This is a genomic window from Streptomyces sp. SCPE 10 (genome assembly GCF_051980735.1).
Classification (GTDB): domain Bacteria; phylum Actinomycetota; class Actinomycetes; order Streptomycetales; family Streptomycetaceae; genus Streptomyces; species Streptomyces misionensis.
Genome location: NZ_CP197069.1, coordinates 17925 through 39716, shown reverse-complemented (window position 1 = coordinate 39716; position 21792 = coordinate 17925). Strand labels below are relative to the sequence as shown.

The following is a 21792-nucleotide window of genomic DNA, read 5'->3' as shown; positions in this document are numbered from 1 at the left end:
CCTCTCCTACGGTCGAGAGTGCGGCCACAGGGTGGCGGCAGGCAGAACACGACTGATGAGCCGCTGTTCGCTGCGATCGTCTACGTCCTGGCCAGCGGCGGCGCCTGGCGCGCTGTGCCGCCCTGCTTCGGGCTACAGCAGGCGTCGGCCTTGTCGGCGGCGACAAGATCGGGGGCGAAACAGGTGGCCTCAGCCTGGCGGCGATCGCCCGCACCGACGAAGGGATGTGTGTCCAGGGTCAGAAAGGATCCTGCCGCGACCGGAGGCGGGGCCACCGCCCATGCCATGGCCTTCTGACCATGTCAGACCCTACTGGGGCGCGCCCTGGCAGGGCGTGGCTACGCGTTGCGGGACGCACTAGCGTTTCGGACATGGTTACGAACAGCGCATTGACCGAGCAGAGGCCCATCGGCAGCGGGTTCACAGCGGCCAGCACCGCCAGCGACGTGCTGGAAGGCGTCGACCTCAGCGGCAAGCTCGCCGTCGTCACCGGCGGCTACTCCGGGGTCGGCATCGAGAACGTCCGCGCTCTGAGCGCCGCGGGTGCCACCGTGGTGGTGCCCGCGCGCCGGCCCCAGCAGGCGGCCCAGGCCCTTTCCGACATCGACCGCGTGGAGGTCGCCTCCCTCGACCTCGCCGACCTGCAGTCGGTGGCACGGTTCGCCGACTCCTTCCTGGCCACCGGACGCGGCATCGACATCCTGATCAACTGCGCCGGCACCATGGCCGCTCCCGAGACCCGGGTGGGGCCGGGTTGGGAGCTGCAGTTCGCGACGAATCACCTGGGGCATTTCGCGCTCACCAATCGGCTGTGGCCCGCGCTGGTCGCCGATGCGGGCGCCCGCGTGGCCGTCTATTCGTCCCGCGGCCACAAGTTCTCCGACATCCGGTGGGACGACCTCGATTTCACCGGCGGCTACGACAAATGGAAGGCGTACGGGCAGTCGAAGACCGCTAATGCCTTGTTCGCGCTGCACCTGGACCGGCTGGGCCGGGCCTCGGGGGTACGGGCGTTCTCGCTCAACCCCGGAGGTGTCCGAACCAATCTGCAGCGCTACGTGGCCCGTGCGGACCAGGTCCAGCTCGGCTGGATCGACGAAGACGGCAACGACCTCATCGTCTGGAAGTCTCCCCAGGCCGGTGCCGCGACGGCGGCGTGGGCCGTCGGTTCCGCCATGCTCGAGGGAATGGGCGGGGTGTACCTCGAAGATTGCGAGATCGCGCCGCTCGTCGATCCGGCTGCTCCCGACGCGATGAAGTACGGGGTCCATCCCTGGGCCGTCGACCTTGAGCACGCGGCGAGGTTGTGGACGATCTCGGCTCAGCTGACCGAAGTGGACGCCGTCACCCGCTGATGTCTACCGCCGCCAGGCACGGATGAAAACCGAGGATCGTTCTCATGCCCGACAGTGCAACTCCGCTGGGAGAATTCCTGCGGGCCCGGCGGCATCTGCTGGACCCCAGCGCACTGAACCTGCCCGACCACGGCCGTCGTCGCCAGCCGGGGCTGCGCCGCGAGGAACTGGCCCTCCTGGCGGGGGTGAGCAGCCACTACTATGCCCGACTCGAACAGGGCACCGCGCGCAATCCCTCCCCCGCCGTGCTCGACGCTCTGGCCGGTGTGCTCGGCCTGAACGCCGAAGCAACGGCACACCTGTACCGGCTGGCCCAGCCGGCGTACAGCGCCCCTGCCCGTACCCGGGCCCGCAAGCCGGAGACGGCACGCGCAAGCCTGGTGGAGCTCATCAAGGGGTGGAGCGAGCAGCCGGCGGTGATCATCGGCCGGCACCGTGATGTCCTGGCGGCCAACGATCTTGCCGTCGCCCTCAACGCGCAGTTCACCCCCGGCCGGAACCTGCTGCGTGAGGTGTTCCTGGATCTTGCGGCGCACGACATCTACCCCGATTGGGAAGAAGTGGCCCTAGGGGCCGTCGCCGGCGTCCGCGCCTCGGCCGGGACGGACATGGACGACCCCCGCCTCACACAGCTCGTCGGGGAGCTCGCACTCAAAAGCGCCCAGTTCCGTGCCATGTGGGCCAGGCACGACGTGAGGGAAAGGACCAGCGGCGCCAAGCGTTTCCACAACCCGGTCGTGGGATCGATCACTTTGCGTTACGAATCGCTGGCCGACACCGGCGCCCCCGGGCAGACCTTGATGATCTTCACGGCAGAAGCCGACTCGACCCATGAACAATCCCTGCGCCTGCTCGCCACCGCCTTGCCCGTGGCCGCGGATGGCCCGCGTCCGGCCAGGCCCGGCCACGCCCTGGCCAACCCGACCGAGTAGCTCCCGGACCGCGGGACCGGACGATGGCGAGTGTGGCCATACCCCGCTTCTACAACAAGGAGACAGCGATGCGCTACCGCAAGCTCGGCTCGTCCGACCTGGAGGTCTCCGAGATCGCCCTCGGCTCCTGGCTCACCTATGCCGGAGGAGTGGCCGCCGACGTGACCCGGGCCTGCACGGAGGCCGCGTTCGATGCGGGCATCAACTTCTTCGACACCGCCAACGTCTACGGCCGCGGCGCCGCCGAACGTGCATGGGGCGAGATCTTGTCCGCGCACCCCCGAGAGTCGTACGTGCTCGCCACCAAGGTGTGGGGACGCATGTCCGACACCGACCAAGGGCTGTCCGCCGAGCAGATCGGCAAGCAGATCGACGCGTCGCTGCGCCGGCTGCGCACCGACTACGTCGACTTGTACCAGGCGCACCGCTTCGACACCGGCGTGCCGATCGAAGAGACCGTCGAGGCCCTGCAGAAGGTGGTGTCCGACGGCAAGGCCCGCTACCTCGGGTTCAGCGAGTGGACTCCTGAGCAGATCCAGGCAGCGATCGACATCGCAGGACCGGAACTGTTCGTCTCCTCCCAGCCGCAGTACTCGATGCTGTGGCAGGCTCCCGAAGCCGAGGTGTTCCCCCTGTGCGCGGCGAACGGCATATCCCAGATCGTCTGGTCACCACTGGCCCAAGGCGTCCTCACCGGTAAGTACCGTTCCGGCCGGCCACTGCCGCCGGACTCACGGTTCGCCAGCGACGCGATGAACGTCTCGATGGACATCGTGTTCCGGGACGAGGCCCTTGACGCAGTGCAACGACTGGTGCCCGTGGCCAAGCAGGCCGGAGTTTCCCTGCCCACGCTGGCGCTGGCGTGGGTGCTGCGCCGCTCCGAGGTGGCCGCGGCGATCACCGGGGCCTCCCGGCCTGAGCAGGTCCACGCCAACGCGGCGGCAGCGGGCGTGGAACTCGGCGCCGACGTTCTTGCCGCCGTCGACCAGGCACTCGGCGACGTGCCGACGACCGGGCAGACCCTGGCAGTACTGGCGACGGAGGGCGTGATGCACCGGACGTCAGGAGCGTGAACCCGAAGCTTTCTTATCTCCGTACGCTCGGGTCCCTCGCCGCCCGAAGACCAGCCGCCTCTTGAGGCACCGGCGGTGGCCGGCAGCGGCGGATGGGTCCGCATGCGCCTGTACTGCCACGTCGACGACCCCGCGCCGGGCACCGGCGATCACGGGGAAAGGCTGGTCCAGCTCTGGCCCGCCCCCAGACGCCTCCTGTGCATCCGGACATCAGCGAAGAGGACCGGCAGGCACGGGCCGAGTACGCCGCGGACATGGCCAAGCCCGTGGAGGACTACACCGCCGCATACCCCTACGCCTATGGCGGCGAGGCCGGCTGACGGCCGCAACCAGATCACGGGCCATGCACGCGATCTCAGAGCGAAGGGGGCTTGATGGTGCGGGAGTCCCCGTACGATGACCGCGTGACTGCCCGCCGCGCGCTTGGCGCCGGCCCTCAGGCCCCGCACAGCATTCGCGCCGTCCGGGCCGGCCTGGTCGACGCCCTCCCCGGAGTCCGTCTGCCGGACGTGGAGGGGCTGCGGGCTTGTGGCGTCCTCGGCGTTCACGCGGTGGCGCCTTCGGCCCCGCGGCGGACGCTCGGCTCCGGCGCATGTGCTGACGAAGTCCCCAGCCCCGCCGATTGGTGTGGTGTGGTCGTGGTCGCCGAGTCCAGTTCGTCCGCTCGTGGGTGTGACTGCCTCGCCTACAGGTCCGGGAACGCGGTCGACCGGCCGCAGTGCCGGCCCCGGTTCGGCTCGGACATGAGCGATGCCGGGTGGCCGTGGTGAAGGATCTGCTGCCGGTTCCGGGCTGGCATTTCGGGTTGCGGCGGGTGTCCGGAGGGTTACGGTCACCGGCGGATGATCGACCAATGCCGCGAAGTTAAGACCGTGTCCTATGTGGTGGGCGGTCGTTGGTCTCGGCATGGGGTGGGGTACGTGGAGTTGGATTGTTCCGGACGGGCTGTGGGAGATCGCGAAGCCGCTGATCCCGCCGTCGAAGGTGCGGCCGCAGGGCGGCGGAACGCAGGACACTCCTGATGAGATGCTGTTCGCTGCCATCATCTACGTGCTGGTCAGCGGCTGTGCCTGGCGCCAACTGCCGCCTTGTTTCGGCATCTCGAAGTCGACCGCCCACCGCTGGTTTCTGATCTGGTCGAGAGCCGGCGTCTGGGGGCGGTTGCACGAAGCCGTGCTGCACCGGCTTGACGACGCCAACCTCATCGACGTCACACGCGTCGTCCTGGACACCGCCCACGTCAGGGCTAAAAGGGGGGCGAACTCACAGGCCCGAGTCCCGTGGACCGGGGCAAGCCGGGTTCCAAGATGCACATTCTGTCGGACGCGAACGGCCTGCCCCTCCTCGTCGGCGTCTCCGCCGGCAACACCCACGACAGCGAAGGACTGAAGCCGATGGTCGGGGGTCACCAAACGAGACACGACCCTCACAACGGCCGCTACTTCAAGCCGCAGCGTCTCCACGCGGACAAAGCCTACGACCGTGCCGACCTGCGCAGATGGCTGGGATGGAAACGCATCGGGGTACGCATCGCACGCAAAGGCATCGAGTCCAGCGAACGGTTGGGGCGGCGCCGATGGGTCATCGAACGGACCATGTCGTGGCTGTCCGGCTACCGCCGGCTCAGCCCCCGCTACGAGCGCAACCCCCGCAATTACCTGGCGTTTCTCGGACTCGCCACAGCCCTGTGCTGCTACAAGCGACTGGTCCGCCTCACCACGTAGGACGCGGTCTTACTGATCGTTTCAGAATGAGGTCCGAAGGCGGCGGAGGCATATGAGGCTGCAGGCCAGGTCGAGTAACCCCTGGGGGAGGTCGGCGCGGCGTTCGTAGCGGGTGCGGAGCCGTTTGAACTGGTGCAGCCAGGCGAACGCGCGCTCGACCACCCAGCGGACCTTGCCAAGTCCGGAGCCGTGGGCGATGCCCCGTCGGGCGATCATGGGTTTGATGCCACGTTTCCACAGCAGGCGGCGGTACTTGTCGAAGTCGTAGCCCCGGTCGGCGTACAGGCACCGGGGTTTACGGCGAGGGCGTCCCCGAACTCCCCGAATCGGCGGGACCGCGTCGAGCAGGGGCAGGAGCTGGGTGACGTCGTGTCGGTTGCCGCCAGTGAGCGTCACGGCGAGTGGGGTTCCGTGGCGGTCGACGATCAGGTGATGCTTGGAGCCGGGGCGGGCGCGGTCGACGGGTGAGGGGCCGACGCGGTCCCCCCTTTGAGGGCCCGGACGTGTGATCCATCCACGGAGCAGTCGTCCAGGCCTGGCAGGTCGGCGCATCGCAGTTCGGTCAGCAGGGCGGCATGCAGGCGTGGCCAGACGCCGGCTTCGGTCCAGTCCCGCAGCCGGCGCCAGGCCGTCACGCCGGAACAGCCCACAGTCTCCGCCGGGACATCCCGCCAGGCCACACCGGTCCGCAGCACGAACAGGACGCCGACGAGTGCTGTTCGGCCAGGAACACGCAACCGCCCGGGATGCCGGTGGCGTCGTTCGGGAGGGGGTGGCAGCAACGGGGCCACCCGATCCCACAGGTCGTCCGGAACAAGATCAGCACGCACCCGGACACCTTGCCGACCGAGATCGTCGAGCACAAGACCCGCGGCATCTCATCGCGACTTGCATGCAGAGTCTGGCGTCAGTTCGCCAGATCGAGCGCTCAGCCTGAGGCGCCCTCCAGCGGAAGGTGGTCTCGGAAGTACTCCGACTCCAACCACTCTTCCTTTACGAACAGCGGACGGGTCAGGCGCGCTGCCCCGACCTGCTGCGCGCGCAGAAGAACCCCGATATCAGTTAGGGAAAGCGAGTCATCAGGCGTGTAGAGCAGACAGTTCCCATGCTCCGCAGCGTGATCCAGCAGGAACTGCTGGCCCTGCTCCGGATCGCTTCCCGCCAGCGGGAAGCCAGACAGGAAGACCTGCGGACCGGTGACCGCATCCAGCGCAACACAGGCGAGCTTGCCCGCGTCGTAGAACGCTTTCACCCCACCCGGGAAGTCCTCCTGCGCATACGGACCGCCAGCCCATTCCTGCGGTCCAGGGACCAAAAGCGCCTGGGCGACCTCGGCTGGAGACATCCCGAACTGCAACGGACCCACACCGGCTCCCGACCGCAGCTCCCAGCACTCCCGCTCCGCATCCACGCCCATCCATCCACTCCTACGTTCCGACCGGTCCGGACCAAGCCGCACGCACAAGGCCATGGGCCAAGGTGCCAACTCAGCTGTACAAGTGCCAACAGGCTTGCTGCTATCGGCCCGGGTCATTCTGAAACGATCAGTTAGGCGTTGTCAGTGTGAGTCCAGGGTCAGTGGGTAGTCGGTGATGATTCCGCCGGCGCCGAGTGTCAGCATGTGGTCGCGGAGTTGGGCGGTGTTCACGGTGTGGGTCCATACCCGTGGGATGCCGGCCTGTGTGGCTGCTTGGATCCGGTCGTCTCCGGCGTCGTAGGCGAGGTCGAGGACATCGACGTACGGGGCGAACTTTTTCGGGTCTTCGTGGGCGAACTGGACGTGGTTGCGCCATAGATGGGTGAGGATGCCGAGCCGGTGGATCTTCTTCGCGACGGCGGGCTGGTTGGTGTTGATCAGCACGGATTTCTGCAGGTGCCGGTCTTTGATCATCTTGGCGAGGCGGGGTACCGAGTCCGCGTTCTTCGCTTCGACCGTGAGGACGGCCTTCCCGCCGAGCGCGTCCAAGTACTCCTCGGCGGTGGGCGGATGCTCGTTCTTCGGGCCGGTGCCGACGTCGATGCGCAGCCTCTTCCACCGGGCGAGGGTGTAGGAGGAGACGAGACCGGTGCCGTTCGTGGTCCGCTCGACGGTCCGGTCGTGCATGATGACTGGGGTCCCGTCGGCCAACTCCTGGGTGTCCACGTCGAGGACGTCGATCTTGCCGGTCTTGACCAGGGTGAGGCTGCCGGATATGGACGCCTCTCGCACGTCCCCGGTGCCTCCCCGGTGCGCGTCCAGCACTACCTTGGGCAGGCCTGTCAGAGACGGCTTGGCGTCGGACGAACGGGCGGACAGGTGCCAGACGGTGCCGCCGCCGATCACAGCCAGCATCCCGGCCACGGCCAACGCGCGGGCGCCATGCGGACGTCTGCGGGCGCGGTGTCTGGCAGACATTCTTCGTCCTCCCTTGGGTTATGACGGAGCGTCCACAATAGACATCAGGTGTTCACAATGAACACTGCTTGCCTACGGAGTTTCCTCGGTTGCTGCGCCTGGACCAGCCCCGTCCCGTGGTGATCGAGTGCGCCCGGTTGAGGCCCGCTGCTGTCGAGGAGCAGTTCCGGCCGACGAAGACGCACCAGGCTGCACGGAAGCCGGAACGAGGACAATGGCGGTCAGCCCGGCCGCTCCGGGCATGACCCCGTGATCTGTGCAGTGGTAATTGCGGACGCCGAGCGCTCCCGCGTCGCATAGGCACGGGAGCGCTATTTGTCGTGATGCGGCTTAGTTGTCTGGCCCGAGTGTGGTCAGGTCGATGGTGTCGGTAATGGCTTTGTAGCCGTCGGTCGTGAGGTTGATGTGATCGCCGGCGTCGAAGTCGTTGGGGGCAGTGTCGGCGTTGAGGATCAGGGGTGTGGGGTCTGCCTGGCTTGTGGTGTCGGGGACGGCGACGGCTGCCTCGGCGTCCAGGCAGGTGACGGTGGGTGTGGTGAAGTCGACCTGGTCGGTGATCCAGGTGTTGGTGTCGGTCCGGTTGGCGTCGGCACCGGTGGTGCAGGAGGTGTAGCCCTGGCAGGGGGTGAGGGTGGTGAAGACGATCTTGATGCCCCAGCCGCGTAGTTGTGCCAGAAGCTGGCCGTAGGTCTGTTCGAGGTCGGTGTCGTCGGTGCCGGCGGTGATGTCTTTGAGACCCTCGTCGACGATGGCGGTGGTGATGCCCGGTTCTGCGAGGACGTCTCGGTCCAGCCGGGTGAGGAGGGCTGGTCCGCCTTGCGCTTGTGCGGCGGTGAGGCGGTTGTTCTCGATGCCGGATGCGACGACGCCGTAGTCCGGTACCTGCTGGTCGTTGGTCCGCAGTGCGGTGGCGAGGTCGTCGGAGAGACGGGGCGTGGTGAGGGCTGCTTTGGTTTCGTCGGCGAAGGGGTCGGTGAGGTGGTCGCCGAGGACGGCGACGGTTGGCTGGTTGCCGGTGGTGGTTACGTCGATGCCGGTGACGATGTTGGTGAACCAGCCCCAGAAGGTGCCGGTGCCGGTGAAGGCGGTGGTGGTGGTGTCGGTGGTGTGGTCGCCGGAGCCGACGGCGCTGACGTACTGCGTGGCTGCGCCGGCCCAGCTGTGCTGGACCAGATAGGGCACGTCATTGGCCAGGTAAAGACTGATCATGATGTTTTTGCCGGGTGTGGCGGTGTAGGCGGTCGGGTCGCTGTAGACCTCGCCGCCGACTGGGATGGTGACCGTCTTGCTGCCGCCGTTGAAAGTGAGGTCGCTGGGCGTTGTAGTGGGGGCGGCTTCGGAGGATTGGGTGGCGATGGTGGTGTGGTCGATGGTCAGCGGGGTGCGGCCGAGGGCGTTGGACAGTCGGATACGGGCGCTGGAGCCGGCAACGCTCGGGTTGGCGGCGATCCGGAAGGTCTGGTTCTTGTAGTCGGTGCCCTCGTAGTTGAATGCGCCTTCGTTGGGGGAGTTCCAGGCGCCGGTCCATTTCGTGTTGCCGGGCGCGGTGGTGGTGTCACGGAGGGCCATGCCGAACAGGTGCAGGCCGGGGACGTATTGCCGGGCGGCGTCGCTCAGGTCGGGCAGGGTGACTGAGCTGAGTGTTGCGCCGGTCTTGAGCGGGATGGCGAAGGCGTAGATGTTCGTGGAGCGGGTTTCCTGGGTGCCGTTGGTGTGGTTTCGGTGGGGGAGGGTGACGACGGCCAGGTCGTTGGAGCCGTAGACCCAGTCGGGGACGGTCAGGTGGTAGGCGGAGGTGCTGCCGTCGGCGTAGGTGAGGGAGCCGTAGGGGCCGCCGGCCCGGCAGTCTTCGTACTGCCCGTTGCCGAGGGTGCATTCGGTGCCGCTGACCGAGGTGCCGTCGGGGATGGCGGGGCTGGAGTAGTCGTCCTCGGCGTGTTGTGAGCTGATGAAGCCGTAGGTGGAGAAGCCGAGGAAGACCAGGGCGCGTCCGCTGCCGCTCATCTGGATGGTCTGGTTGGCGGCCATGACGTTGTCGCCGGAGGCGGAGGCGAAGTTCGGCAGGGTGAAGGTGGCGCCGTCTACGGTGATCTTGCCGCCGGGTTGCCAGCCGGCGGCCTTGAGGTCCTGCAGTGACATGGTCGCGCCGACACCATCGGCGTCGGCGGCGGCCTGGCTGGCGTTGTCGGTAACGGCAGTGTTGTTGAATGCGTCCTTCAGGCTGGCGTAGGTCTTGCCGGTGTGGCCGAGGGCGGTGAACTGGTACTGCTGCTGGGTGGAGACGTTGCCGGCCGAGTCGACTGCGTAGACGTAGAGGGTGTGGGTCCCCGGGGCGGTGGGGGTGACAGCGATCGTTGCTTTGTTACTGGAGGCGGGGATGACCTCGGCGCTGGGAGTGTTGGAGGTGGGCGGGCTGACGTCGAGGCGGTAGAGGAACTTGGTGGCGCTGTTGGTGCTGAGCGTGAAGTGGCCGAGGGTGCCTGCAGGAGTGATGCCGGGGGAGTCCTCGGGGTAGGTGCCGTCCGCGTCCGTGACGGTTGGTTCGGCGGGCGCGGTGAGGTCGACGGTGAAGTGGCAGGTGGAGGACGCGGCGCTGGTGTCCTTGCCGTCGCTTGATGTGACGTTCCAGCCCACGGTGTCGCCGCTCTTCAGGCTGCTCATGAACGAGGAGGACAACTGCTTGGGAGCATTCTGTCCGCTGGTGACGGTGGCGCTGGTGCTTGTGGTGGCGGTGCCGCCGTTGACCCAGTACTTGTAGGTCGCGGCCAGTGCGTCCTTGTCGCCGTCACTGACTACGGCGTTGAGTGTGGGTGGCGTGGTGACCAGTGTCTTCCCGATGACCGGGTAGGGGGTGGCGGTGCCGCAGCCGACCGAGTGCGTGCCGAACTTGGCGGCCAGGCTGCTGGGCTTGGCTGGGACGTGGTTGTACTCGATCGACATTGACGGGTTGTTGGCGAACCGCTTGAAGTAGTTGCCGTCGCTGCTGCTTCCTTGGCTGTTCACGAGGGCGAAGGTCCAGCTAGAGTCTTTTGCGGCGGCTTTCTTGGCGATGGTCGAGGTGACGGAGAATCCGCCGGAGGGTTCGCTGGTGCAGGCGGGGCCGAAGCTCTTGGTCGCCAGGTAGGTCGACAGGGCGGGCTTGTTGTTCCAGGTGGTGCCTGAGCTGATGGCGCCGGTGAGGTACAGCTTGACGTCGGAGGAGAGGCTGCAGCTGGCGGAGTAGTTCTCTTTGGCGTCGACCGTGGCGGACACGATGTGGGTGCCCCAGACGGCGGAGGGGATGCCGAGCTGGAAGTAGGAGCGTTCGGCTCCTATGCAGCCGGACCAGCTGTTGTAGCCGGCACCGGGGTCGCCGTACTGGGTGGAGTCGTAGTTCTTTGCTGTTGGGCAGCCCTGCTGGGTTTCCACGTAGTGCTGTTTGCTGCCGGATGCGTAGTGCGGGTTCCAGGTGGGGTCGATGTAGACCGGGTACCGGGTGGTGGAAGCGGTGAGCAGCTTCTGGTCCGGCGTCAAGGAGAGAGTGGTGCCTGTGACGTCGTCGGTGACACGGGCCACCTGGGCGCCGATGCCAGGGCCGGACGAGTCGTCGTCCGCTTCTGCCGGGTCCGCGGGCGTTGTTGTGCCGCCGGATGCGGCTAGCGACTGGGGGGCGCCACTGCTGGAGGAGTCCCACATCAGCGGCTGGGGAGCGCTGAACATCACCTGTCCTGCGGGCGTTGCGGCCTGCAGGTTGTCGTGGCCGTCGTCGGAAACCGTCACGCCGGTGGCGCGTGTGGTCAGTTTCAGAGTGGCCAGGGCGGGGTTCTGGGCCGCTTCGGCGGTCTTGACGACGATGAGTTCGGAGAAGCCGCCGAGGGTGTTGGCTGTCAGCTTCAGATCGACGTCTTTGAGTACGTCTGGGTAGGTGATCGTGGCCCCGGACACGGTCGGTGTGGGCAGCGGCTGGGGCCAGGAGAAGTCCAGTTGGGCCTTTCCGCTTGTCATGGTCACCAGGGGTGTGCTGCCGCCGCCGGAGAACGTCAGCGGCTCGGCCGACGCCCGGGGGGTGTAGCTGCCGTCGTCGCTCTGCTGCAAGGTGGCGTCCACGGGTACCCATGAGCCGTCCTGGCGGACACGTTCGGGCAGCAGGCTCGTAGTCCAGGTGATCGTCCCTGAGGGGTTGGCCTGGACTGTGGCGGTCTGTGTGGTCAGGGCCGATATTTGCACCGGGTTGCGGGTGTCGGCCGCTTCGCTCTGGGCCGCTGCCAGCGCGGCCTGCTGATCCTTGGTCAGTCCTGAATCGTCCGGGGCACGCGTGGTGCCCAGGGGGCCGTCCGGATGGGACTCGGACAGGGCCGGCGCCGGTGCGGACACAGGTGATCCGCCACCGCTGTCTGCCGCAGCCGGGACGGCGGCGGCCAAAGGCAGTGACAGGGCGGTGACAGTGGCTGTGACCAGGAGCCTGCCGGGAACTCTAGGTTTCGTTCTGAATGATCTCTTCACGCGACGCGAACGGAAAAGGCCGGACATCTTCCCCCCAGGTTGCATCCGATGAGAAAAGCGCCGATAGGCGCGAGGAGGCTACCCGTGATTGCGTCACATGGACAACCAGTGACCAAAAATCGATCTGCGTCGTCCTGCATCTCGAATGCGCGGCATGTGCGGTTTGTGCATGATCAACCTCCTTGAGGTTTTTTCTTTGAGTATTGGAGAGTTTCATGGATCAGTTCAAGCCGAATATGGCTTTTTTTGAACGTTCTAAGGCTTGTACATGGTGATCTCTATACGTGATCCATACCGTGAAGGGTCTGTGAATACCGGCATCGTGCTGGTCAAATATCCCCTCGGTAGTCAAGCCGAATTGGGGGGGCGGAGTGCGTCAGAATTCGCTGTGGCGGATTTATGGAAGATTCCTGAGGACCCGCGGACTTGCCGGCCTGTGGATCGCCGCCATCACCGCACTCGCAGTTATGGCGGGCCTCCTGGCGCCCCAGGCCGCCCTTGCCAGCGGACACCGCCCCGATTACCTCGTGAAAGTGAAGAAGGAGCACTCGGTCCCAGTCCAGCCAGTCAAGGGCAAGCCCGCGTCAGTGCCGCGCATGGCCCGCTGGAGCCCCGGCAAGGCGCACACAACCTGGCCTTCGGCAGGTGCCGTCGATGTGACCGTCCCCGCCCGCGGCGCTGCCGCGCAACACGCTGGCCGCCTGCCCCTCTCCCTGTCAGCCGCCAAGAGCGGGCACCGCGCACCCGCGGGCACGAAACTGCACATGCGCATGCCGGGCCAGAAAGCCGCCCAGCAACTCGGACTGAACGGCGTTGTGTTCACCGTCCAACCGGACACTCAAAACCCCGGTGACCGTGCCCGCCTCAGCCTGGACTACTCGGCGTTCAAGGACGCCTTCGGCGGCGACTGGGCCGGCCGTCTGCACCTGGTGCGGCTGCCGGCCTGCGCACTGACCACCCCCGGCAAGGCTGCCTGCCGCACGCAGACCCCGCTGAGCTCCACCAACAACGCGAAAACCCAGACCGTCTCCGCAGACCTCCCGCTGCCGGCCAGCACCACTGACCACCAGGCCCTGACCGGCCAGCCCACGGTTCTCGCAGCGGTGGCCGGCACGGCCGGCGGAGGCGGCACCTACGCGGCAACCTCGCTGGCCGCGTCCGCTCAATGGTCCGCCGGCGGCTCCAGCGGCGCGTTCACATACTCCTACCCGATCACGGTCCCCGACGTACCCGGCAGCCTTACCCCCACCGTCGCCCTGGACTACAACTCGCAGAGCGTGGACGGGCGCACCTCCTCCACCAACGCACAATCCTCCTGGATCGGCGACGGCTGGGACTACTCCCCGGGCTTCGTCGAGCGCAGCTACCCCGCCTGTTCCGACGACACGGCCAACGGCACCCCGAAGACCTCCGACGAATGCTGGTCGGACGCTGCCCAGACGCTGACCCTGTCGCTCAACGGCTCCTCCAACACCCTCGTCCACGACGACAAGACCGGAACCTGGCACGCGCAGGACGACAACGGCGAAAAGATCGAAATCAAGACCGACACGGTCAACGACGACAACGACCACGAGTACTTCGTCGTCACCACCGCCGACGGCACCCACTACTACTTCGGCCTGAACCGCCTGCCCGGATGGGCATCGGGCAACACCACCACCAACTCGGTGTTCACCACGCCCGTCTACGGCAACGACACGGGCGAGCCGTGCCACGCCTCCACCTTCGCCGACTCCTGGTGCCAGCAGGGCTACCGATGGAACCTCGACTACGTCGTCGACTCCCACGGCAACGCCATGAGCTACTGGTACACCCCCGAGACCGGCTACTACGGCCGCGACAGCTCCACCACCGCCACCCCGTACACCAGAGGCGGCTACCTCACCCAGATCCAGTACGGGCAGCTGGCTGGGAAGGTCTACGACACCACTGCCCCCGCCGCCGCAAAGGTCTTCTTCGACACCAGCGAACGCTGCCTGCCCGATACGGGCTTCGACTGCGCCTCGACGAAGATGACAACGGCCAATGCCTCCCACTGGCCCGATGTCCCCGTCGACCAGACCTGTGCTTCAACGGGCACCTGCAACAACCACGGCCCGGCCTTCTTCACCACCAAGCGCCTGACCGGAATCCGCACCCAGGTCCTGGTCGGCACCGGCTACCAGCATGTCGATACCTGGACTCTGGCCCACACCTTCCCCTCCACCGGGGACACCACCACCCCCTCGCTGTGGCTGTCGTCCATCCTCCGTACCGGAGAGGACGGCGGCAGCCTGGACCTGCCCCCCGTCACCTTCGCCGGCCAGGCCCTCGCAAACCGGGTCGACGGCCTCGACGGCTACCAGCCGATCACCCGCTACCGGCTGACCACCATCACCACCGAGTCCGGTGAAGTGATCACGGCCAACTACGACAGCCCCCAGTGCCACCGGCAGGGCACCGTCGTGCTGCCATCCAGCGAGGACAACAACACCTACCGCTGCCAACCGTCGTACTGGACTCCACCAGGCCAGACATCTCCCCAACTGGACTGGTTCAACAAATACGTCGTCAAATCCGTCACCACCGAGGACCCGACCGCCGGCGGCCTGCCCGTCCAGACCTCTTACGCCTACATCGGCGACCCGGCCTGGCACTTCAATGACGACCCGCTCACCCAGCCGAAGTACCGCACCTGGGACCAGTGGCGCGGCTACGGCACCGTCGAGACCCGAACCGGCACCTCGCCGGAGAAGATCACACTGTCGAAGCAGACGTACTTCCGCGGCATGGACGGTGACAAGACCTCCTCCGGCACCCGCAGCATCACCCTCAACGACCACGCTGGCGACGACCCCCAGAAGGACTCCGACTGGCTGGCCGGCCAACCATTCGAGACCGAAGGCTTCAACGGGGACGGCGGAGCACTCCTCTCCGACGAGATCAGCGACCCCTGGAGCTCACCGGCCACCGCAACCCAGTCCCGCACCAAGGCGGGCCTCGACGACCTGGTCGCCCACCGCATCAACATCCAGCGCAGCCGCGCCATCACCACCAAGGCAGACGGCACCCAGCGCACCACCGAAACCGACTACACCATCGACGACACAACCGGCCTGCCCAAATCCGTCGACGACCGCGGCGACACCTCCACCACCGACGACGACAAGTGCACCCGCACCTGGTACGCCAAAGACGCCTCGGGCAACACACTCCCCGCGCCGCGCCGAGTCCAGGAAGTCGCCGTCTCCTGCACGGCCACCCCGAAGTACCCGGACGACCTGATCAGCGACGACCTGTCCTTCTTCGACAACGCCACCGACAACACCACGCCGCCCACCAAGGGTGACGTGACGATGGTGCAGAAGGCCGACTCGGTCGCAAGCGACGGCACCGCGCACTACATCACCGCGCTGAAGAACACCTACGACTCCTACGGCCGCGAACTCACCGAGACCGACGCCGACAACCGCACCACCACCACCGTCTACACCCCCGCCGCCGGCGCCGCCCCGACCACCATCAAGGTCACCCAGCCCAAGGTCACCGGCCAGAGCACCGCCTTCACCACGACGACCACCCTCGACCCGGCACGGGCCCTGGACCTGACGACCACCGACGCGGCCGGATACTCCACCACCAGCACCTACGACCCGCTGGGCCGTCTCACCGCCGTCTGGAACCCCGGCTTCTCCACCAACGACAACCCCAACACCAAGTACACCTACAACCTCAGCCGGAAGACACCGTCGACGGTCACCACCCAGACGCTGCTCGACAACAACACCTACAGCACCTCCATCTCGCTGTACGACGCGATGCTGCGCCCGAGGGAAACCCAGACCTCGACGAAGGACGGCGGCCGCGTCATCACCGACACCGTCTACGACAGTCACGGCTGGGCTGTAAGCGCCTCGGACGCCTACTACAACAGTGGAGCCCCCTCGGGCACGCTCGTAGACGCGGCCGACAACGAGACACCCTCCCAGACCGCCACCGTCTACGACGGCGCCGGACGTGCAACCGCCTCGATCGCCTACCACTTCGCCTCGGAGACCTGGCGTACCACCACCGCCTACCCCGGCTCCGACCGAGTGGACGTCACCCCACCCGACGGCACCACACCCACCACCACCTACACCGACGCCCGCGGCCAGACAGTCAAACTGCTCCGCTACCACGGCACCACCCCCACCGGCGCGGCGGACTCCGTCACCTACACCTACGACACGGCAGGCCATCAGACCGGTCAGGACGACGGCCACGGCCACGTCTGGTCCAGCAGCTACGATCTCCTCGGACGCCGCACCTCGCAGACCGACCCCGACACCGGCGCCTCCAACTCCACCTACGACAACGCCGGCCAACTGCTGACCAGCACCGACAACCGCGGCAAGACCATCACCTACAAGTACGACGAAATCGGCCGCAAAACCGCCGAGTATGACACCACCGGCGGAGCCGACCCCGCACCGAGCAACCAGATAGCCGCGTGGGCCTACGACACCCTGAAGAAGGGCAAGCCCACCTCCTCCACCCGCTACGTCGGCGGCGCCAGCGGCGACGCCTACACAAGCAAGGTCCTCGGCTACGACAGCCACGGCTGGGCACAGGCCACCGAACTCGTCATCCCCTCCTCCGAGAACGCACTGGCCGGCAATTACATCCACCAGAACCATTACCGGCTCACCGGCACCCTCAGCAGCTACACCGACCAGGACCCCACCACCGTCACGCTGCCAGAGGAGACCGTCTCCTACACCTACGACGCCTACGACCGCCCCATAGGCGTCGGCGGCGACACCAACGGCTGGTCATACGTCAGCGGACTGACCTACACCGAATACGACGAACCCCAGCAGTTCACCTACGGCACCTCAGGAAACTTCGCCCAGCAGACCCTCATCTACGACGACCAGACCCACCTGCTCAAGCAATCCACCACCGCCACCCAATCCGGCCACGCGATGGCCGACCAAACGAATTACGACTACAAGCCCTCCGGCAACGTCACAAAGATCACCGACAAGCTCGAGACCGGTCAGACAGACACCCAGTGCTTCGGCTACGACTGGGCACAGCGTCTGAAGGCTGCCTGGACGGCCACCGACAACTGCCAGACGACCCCCGAGCCAGGCGCCTCCGCAACCGTGGGCGGCCCCTCCCCGTACTGGCAGAGCTGGACCTACGACGGAACCGGAGCCCGCCAGACCCAGGTCGACCACGACCCCTCCGGCGACACGTCCCACGACACCACCGCCACCTACACCCCCTTCACCACCGGCAAGGGCCCGGCCCACGCCGTCTCCCAGGTGGACAAAGCGAACCCGGCAGACCCGACCGCCGACACCACCAACACCTACACCTACGACGAGGACGGCAACGTCCTCACCCGCACCACCCGCGCCGGCACCGACACCTTCACCTACGACGACGAAGGCAAGCTCACCGATCTGTCGTCCACGGGTACCACCGGCGACACCAAGTACGTATACGACGCCGACGGCAACCTCCTGATCCGCCGCAGCCCCGACACCACCACCCTCTACACCGGTGACGAGGAAATCACCCTCAAGACGGGCGCCACCAGCGCCGACGGCCTGCGCTACATCTCCATCGCCGGTCAAACAGTGGCCACCCACTCCTCCGACGGCCACTTCACCTACCTGATCCCCGACCGCCAAGGCACCGGAACCCTGGCCATCGACGCCCAGACCCAGGCCGTCACCCGCCGCCAGTACAAACCCTTCGGCGAGGCACGCGACCAGACAGGAACCTGGACCGCAGGACAGCGCGGCTACGTCGGCGGCACCCAAGACGACAACACAGGCCTGACCAACCTCGGCGCCCGCGAATACGACCCCACCATCGGCCGCTTCCTCGCCCCCGACCCCCTGCTGGACCCCGGCGACCCACAGTCCTGGAACGCCTACGACTACTCCGACGACACCCCGGTCACCAGCTCCGACCCCTCCGGCCTCTGCATGGCCGACCAGTGCGGTGTCGGATACCCCATCGGCGGCACCGGCGGCAGCCCCAACAACCCCAAGCGCTACGTCACCACCGGCCCCGTTGACCCCGGCGGCTCCAACCACGCCTACTGCCACAAGGGGCTGTGCACAGACGGCCACCGCCTCGGCGAAGGCACAGGCGGCAGTGGCAGCGGAGGGGTAGGCGGCGGCAACATCAGCAAGAAAACCTACGACCCCCAGGCAGAATCCCGAGCCCTGGCACGCTCCAAGGCCACCGCGGACGCATCCGCCGCCGCCGCGAAGAAGCAGGCCTCCGGCCTCAAACACCACCTGCTCAACCTCGTCGCCGACGTCATCGGCCTCACCGACGCCTACAACTGCTTCACCAAGGGCGACGTCATGGGCTGCGTCAGCACCGCCCTCAACGCCGTCCCCTGGGGCAAAGTCTTCAAAGCCATCAAAGTCGGCATCGAAGCCCTCAAAGTCTGGCGCGCCCTCGACCGCGCCTACACCGCCGTCAAAGACGCCGAAGAAGCCTCGAAACTCGCCAACGGCGCGCTAGAAGCCGAACGCGCCCTTGCCGAAGCGCGAGAAGCCGAAACCGCCGGCACGGAAGCAGCCAGCTGCACACACAGCTTCGTCCCCAGCACGCCAGTCCGCCTGGCCGACGGCTCATCCAAACCGATCAGCCAGGTCAAGACCGGCGACACCGTCCTTGCCACGGACCCGCAGACCGGCCTCACCGCACCGGAAAAGGTCCAAAAGCTCATCATCACCCGCACGGACCGGGACTTCACCACCATCACCCTGGACACCACCCCCGTCCGTGGCCCACCGCACACCAGCAAGCCCCAGACCCTCACCACCACCTGGAACCACCCCTTCTGGGACACCACTCACCACCGCTGGACCGACGCCCACAACCTCACCCCCGGCACCAAACTCCGCCAGCCCAACGGCACCACGGTCACCGTCGCAGCCGTCCGAAACTTCCACCAGCAAAAGACGACTTACGACCTCACCGTCGGGAACCTCCACACGTACTACGTGCTGGCAGGTGAGACGCCAGTACTCGTGCACAACGTCAACGAAGATTCGCTCTGCAATGTGACTCTTGGGCCGGCAATAAAGGGTCAGAAAGCAGAAGGAGTAACCGCTGAACGCGGTGACACTGTCCTGGCCCACGAGCAGCGGATGATGAACGAGTTCGGTGACCGAAATGGCTGCGCTTCATGCGGGGCGGCCAAATCGGGGTACAAAGACGGTCACTGGACTGGTGACCACAATCCGCCGAATAAACTCGCGCCCAACGGTCCGTGGACTCTGTATCCGCACTGCAAGGCATGTTCCAAACAGCAGGGCGGGATCGTGCGCACGCTGCTGAAGGAGTACTATGACTTCCCGATGCAGAAACCATGAATGTAGGTGGATTTAATGATGCTCCTCGCCTCGTGCACGACAAGGTTCGCCCACGGTCTGGTTGTTGCTGCCGCGCCTGGGAGTGTCGACAACCATGCGGGCTGGGACGCGGCTGCTGATGTAGTGCACGGTGGTCCGGACTCCTTGTTCATCGCGGTGCAGCAAGCCGCCAGTGGTCCGGTGTCAGTCCAATGTGTGCAGGGTCCTTACCAGCCGAGCGGAAAGGTCCTTGTGTACTCAGGGAATCTGACTCTCCCCAAGGCATCCCTCGAAATTTCGGATCCGAATGAATCGGTGAGACTGCTGATTCCCGTTCCGAATGTAGATAATCGGGTCGATGTCTACGGAGACGGAACCGATGAGCCTGATGAGGTAATCATCGTTCTGACAGGTGATGAGTCGTGGTGATCCACAACCTCTGACGGAGGGGATTTTTCTGGCAATTGAACTTGAACTCGTGATGTCGGCCGGGGCATCGGGTGGACTGCTCGTCGTCTGTCGGAGGTGATCGGTAGCCTCCCGGCAGGACTTCACACAGACCGAGGACGAGGAGCATGGGAGCGAAGACCGCAGTGCTGGCCTATGCAGACGATGCGATTGCCAAACTGCTCCAAGACGTATCAACGAGTGAGATCGACGGGGCTATGGCACTGGTTGCTCGGGTTCGCCCCGGTTACCGCGTAGACGCGGACGACGAAGAGGCTTGGGAACTGGCGGACGCGCTCTACCCGCCCGAGGGGACCGTCTGCGCGCTGTCGGCGTCGGGCCTTGACCTGGTCTGCGACCAGGAGGTCATGCTCGACCGGCCCTCGGAACTTCCGCAGCACCTGGTCGCGGCCAGCCGGGGCCGTCGCCTCTATCTGCACACTATGCACAGTGTCGTCGACTGGCTGGCCTTCGCAGTCTGGGACGACGGCAAACTCGTACGCTCACTGAGCCTGTCCCCGGACAGCGGCGTCATCGAGGACATCGGCGAACGGCTCCCGTTCGAGCTTCCGTACTGGGAGGGCCGGCACCCGGTGGAGCCCTTTCCGCCCTTCGAGGACGAGGAGCCATACCCGCTGCCGTTCCATCCGCTGGAGCTGGGCGAGCGATCGCTGCTGGAGTTCTTCGGCTTCTACGTCGAAGGCTTCTCGGACGAGGAGGACGCCCCCGAGCCGGTGGTGGACATCTGGAGCGTTGGGCTGCATGGCTTCCGCGTGACGGCGATGTCGCAGGACGAGGCCGCGGACTGAGCAAGGCAGTCCTGGAAGCTCAGCCCAGTGGCGCCCAGACAGCCGTCAACCACCGTCGGCTGGTACTGGAGCGTCTTCAGTCGGCGCTTCACCGCCCGAGTGATCTCCGCGAGGTTGGCCGCGGCGAGGTTGCCGATGTCGCGCTTGACCAGTGACCAGATCCCTTCGGTGGGATTGAGATCAGGGGCATAGGTCGGCAACTGGAACACCGTGAGCCACTCGGAGTTTGCTTCGATGAACTCGCGTAGGGGTCTCGTCAGGTGCAGCCGGACGTTGTCCCAGACCAGCACAATTGGCCCACCGAGCTGGATGCGGGCCCGGATGATCAAGTCCCGGAAGTCGCGCCAGCCGAAGCCCTTCGGCTGGTCTTTGCGCCCGGTGTACTCCCGGACCGCGTAGAACAGCCGCGACCGCTGGCCCGGCTTGTAGCAGGTCAACCCGACCATCGACACCCGCCCGGACCCCCGGCCGCGCACCTTCACGACCGGCGTGCAGCCCCGACGCCCCCAAGTCCTCGCTCGCGGCGGAGTCAGCGACTGCCCGGCCTCGTCTTCAAAGACCAGCCAAGCCCCGCGCTCCGCCGCGATGGTCTTACCCGCGGCCAGGTCTCCTTCTTCCACACCTCCACAGCCGCGTCATCGCGCTCGATCGCCCGCCGGGCCGGCTGCTGCCAGCTCCAACCGTGCCGCTTCAGCAGCCGCCAGGTGCCCTCGACCGTGTAGGAGACATGGAACAGCCGGCCAATCAGAGTCTTGATCCGTGCCAGCGTCCACCGCTGGTCCGCCCACCGGTGCGCCAGCGGACCACGCTCCAACTCCCTCTCCAGTCTAGCGATCTGGGCTTCACTGAGCCGAGGTCTTCCCGGTGACCCCTTCGACAGCAACCCGGCTTCGCCGCACTCGCGCCATGCCCGGCGCCACCGCTCGACCGACCGCTCGCTCACGCGCAGCGCGGTCGCGATCTCCGAGCTCTTCTGCCCCGCCTCGAAGCGCTCCAGGGCCTGGAGCCGTAACCGCTCCCGCCCAGCCCTCTCGGCGTCGGTCAGCCCTCCACCTTGCGCATACCTCACGCCCCCCAGGGCTACCGGTACCGAGTGCCGGCTGTCAGGCAAACGAACCGACATCACCCAATCAAGCTCAGAAGTCGGACGGCACGATGAGTTCTCATCTCTGCGTGACGCCTTTCGTCTTGCCATAGCGGTGAATCGCTCCCTCTTGGATCGC

General features: G+C 66.4%; 11 protein-coding genes and 2 pseudogenes. 8 read left to right on the top strand and 5 right to left on the bottom strand.

The window, feature by feature from the left end; translation table 11 throughout:
* Nucleotides 1-12: 12 nt before the first annotated feature.
* The 6 genes and pseudogenes from ACSP97_RS00145 to ACSP97_RS00120 all read left to right on the top strand — a co-directional run.
* Nucleotides 13-150 (top strand): annotated as a pseudogene (locus ACSP97_RS00145) (IS5/IS1182 family transposase); the annotation flags it as partial.
* Between the two features lie 221 nt (nt 151-371).
* Nucleotides 372-1355, top strand: coding sequence for an oxidoreductase (locus ACSP97_RS00140; protein WP_440556004.1), 984 nt, complete (start codon nt 372-374; stop codon nt 1353-1355).
* A 44-nt stretch (nt 1356-1399) separates the two neighbouring features.
* Nucleotides 1400-2287, top strand: a complete 888-nt coding sequence (locus tag ACSP97_RS00135) for a helix-turn-helix domain-containing protein (RefSeq protein WP_440556003.1) — start codon at nt 1400-1402, stop codon at nt 2285-2287.
* Nucleotides 2288-2355: 68 nt separating this feature from the next.
* Entirely contained in the window at nt 2356-3360 is a 1005-nt protein-coding gene (locus ACSP97_RS00130) for an aldo/keto reductase family protein (protein ID WP_440558529.1), read from the top strand.
* Between the two features lie 197 nt (nt 3361-3557).
* Nucleotides 3558-3680 (top strand): hypothetical protein, encoded by a 123-nt coding sequence (locus ACSP97_RS00125; protein WP_355155110.1) that lies wholly within the window; start codon nt 3558-3560, stop codon nt 3678-3680.
* A gap of 586 nt (nt 3681-4266) precedes the next feature.
* Nucleotides 4267-5084, top strand: a protein-coding gene (locus tag ACSP97_RS00120; RefSeq protein WP_355533165.1) for an IS5 family transposase whose coding sequence is annotated in 2 segments (ribosomal slippage) — nt 4267-4609 and nt 4609-5084 — 819 coding nt in all. Because the reading frame shifts where the segments join, the coding sequence is not laid out codon by codon here.
* Between the two features lie 21 nt (nt 5085-5105).
* Here ACSP97_RS00120 and ACSP97_RS00115 read toward each other — a convergent pair.
* From ACSP97_RS00115 to ACSP97_RS00100, 4 genes are all read right to left on the bottom strand, one after another.
* Nucleotides 5106-5914 (bottom strand): IS5 family transposase gene (locus ACSP97_RS00115; RefSeq protein ID WP_440558528.1). Its coding sequence is split into 2 segments (ribosomal slippage): nt 5106-5575 and nt 5575-5914, totalling 810 coding nucleotides; the frame shifts between segments, so codons are not numbered across the junction.
* 98 nt (nt 5915-6012) lie between these two features.
* Nucleotides 6013-6501 carry a hypothetical protein gene (locus ACSP97_RS00110; protein ID WP_355331011.1) on the bottom strand — a complete coding sequence of 163 codons (489 nt, stop codon included), beginning with the start codon at nt 6499-6501 and terminating at the stop codon, nt 6013-6015.
* Nucleotides 6502-6642: 141 nt separating this feature from the next.
* Nucleotides 6643-7479, bottom strand: a complete 837-nt coding sequence (locus tag ACSP97_RS00105) for a glycerophosphodiester phosphodiesterase (protein WP_355533171.1) — start codon at nt 7477-7479, stop codon at nt 6643-6645.
* 330 nt (nt 7480-7809) lie between these two features.
* The gene (locus ACSP97_RS00100) at nt 7810-11832 is read right to left on the bottom strand and encodes a hypothetical protein (protein ID WP_440556002.1); all 4023 of its coding nucleotides are present in this window, start codon (nt 11830-11832) and stop codon (nt 7810-7812) included.
* 899 nt (nt 11833-12731) lie between these two features.
* On the opposite strand from ACSP97_RS00100, the gene ACSP97_RS00095 reads away from it, so the two are divergent.
* Complete coding sequence (locus tag ACSP97_RS00095; RefSeq protein ID WP_440556001.1) at nt 12732-19334, top strand: RHS repeat-associated core domain-containing protein; 6603 nt, start codon at nt 12732-12734, stop codon at nt 19332-19334.
* 554 nt (nt 19335-19888) lie between these two features.
* Nucleotides 19889-20569, top strand: coding sequence for a DUF6928 family protein (locus ACSP97_RS00090; protein ID WP_440556000.1), 681 nt, complete (start codon nt 19889-19891; stop codon nt 20567-20569).
* A 17-nt stretch (nt 20570-20586) separates the two neighbouring features.
* On the opposite strand, the pseudogene ACSP97_RS00085 reads toward ACSP97_RS00090, so the two are convergent.
* A pseudogene (locus ACSP97_RS00085) lies at nt 20587-21638 on the bottom strand (IS630 family transposase); the annotation flags it as partial.
* Between the last annotated feature and the right edge of the window lie 154 nt (nt 21639-21792).

Coding starts and splice junctions, on each gene's coding strand:
- ACSP97_RS00140 (WP_440556004.1), top strand. CDS start 372: ATGGTTACGAACAGCGCATTGACCGAGCAGAGGCCCATCGGCAGCGGG.
- ACSP97_RS00135 (WP_440556003.1), top strand. CDS start 1,400: ATGCCCGACAGTGCAACTCCGCTGGGAGAATTCCTGCGGGCCCGGCGG.
- ACSP97_RS00130 (WP_440558529.1), top strand. CDS start 2,356: ATGCGCTACCGCAAGCTCGGCTCGTCCGACCTGGAGGTCTCCGAGATC.
- ACSP97_RS00105 (WP_355533171.1), bottom strand. CDS start 7,479: ATGTCTGCCAGACACCGCGCCCGCAGACGTCCGCATGGCGCCCGCGCG.
- ACSP97_RS00090 (WP_440556000.1), top strand. CDS start 19,889: ATGGGAGCGAAGACCGCAGTGCTGGCCTATGCAGACGATGCGATTGCC.
- ACSP97_RS00110 (WP_355331011.1), bottom strand. CDS start 6,501: ATGGGCGTGGATGCGGAGCGGGAGTGCTGGGAGCTGCGGTCGGGAGCC.
- ACSP97_RS00095 (WP_440556001.1), top strand. CDS start 12,732: ATGCCGGGCCAGAAAGCCGCCCAGCAACTCGGACTGAACGGCGTTGTG.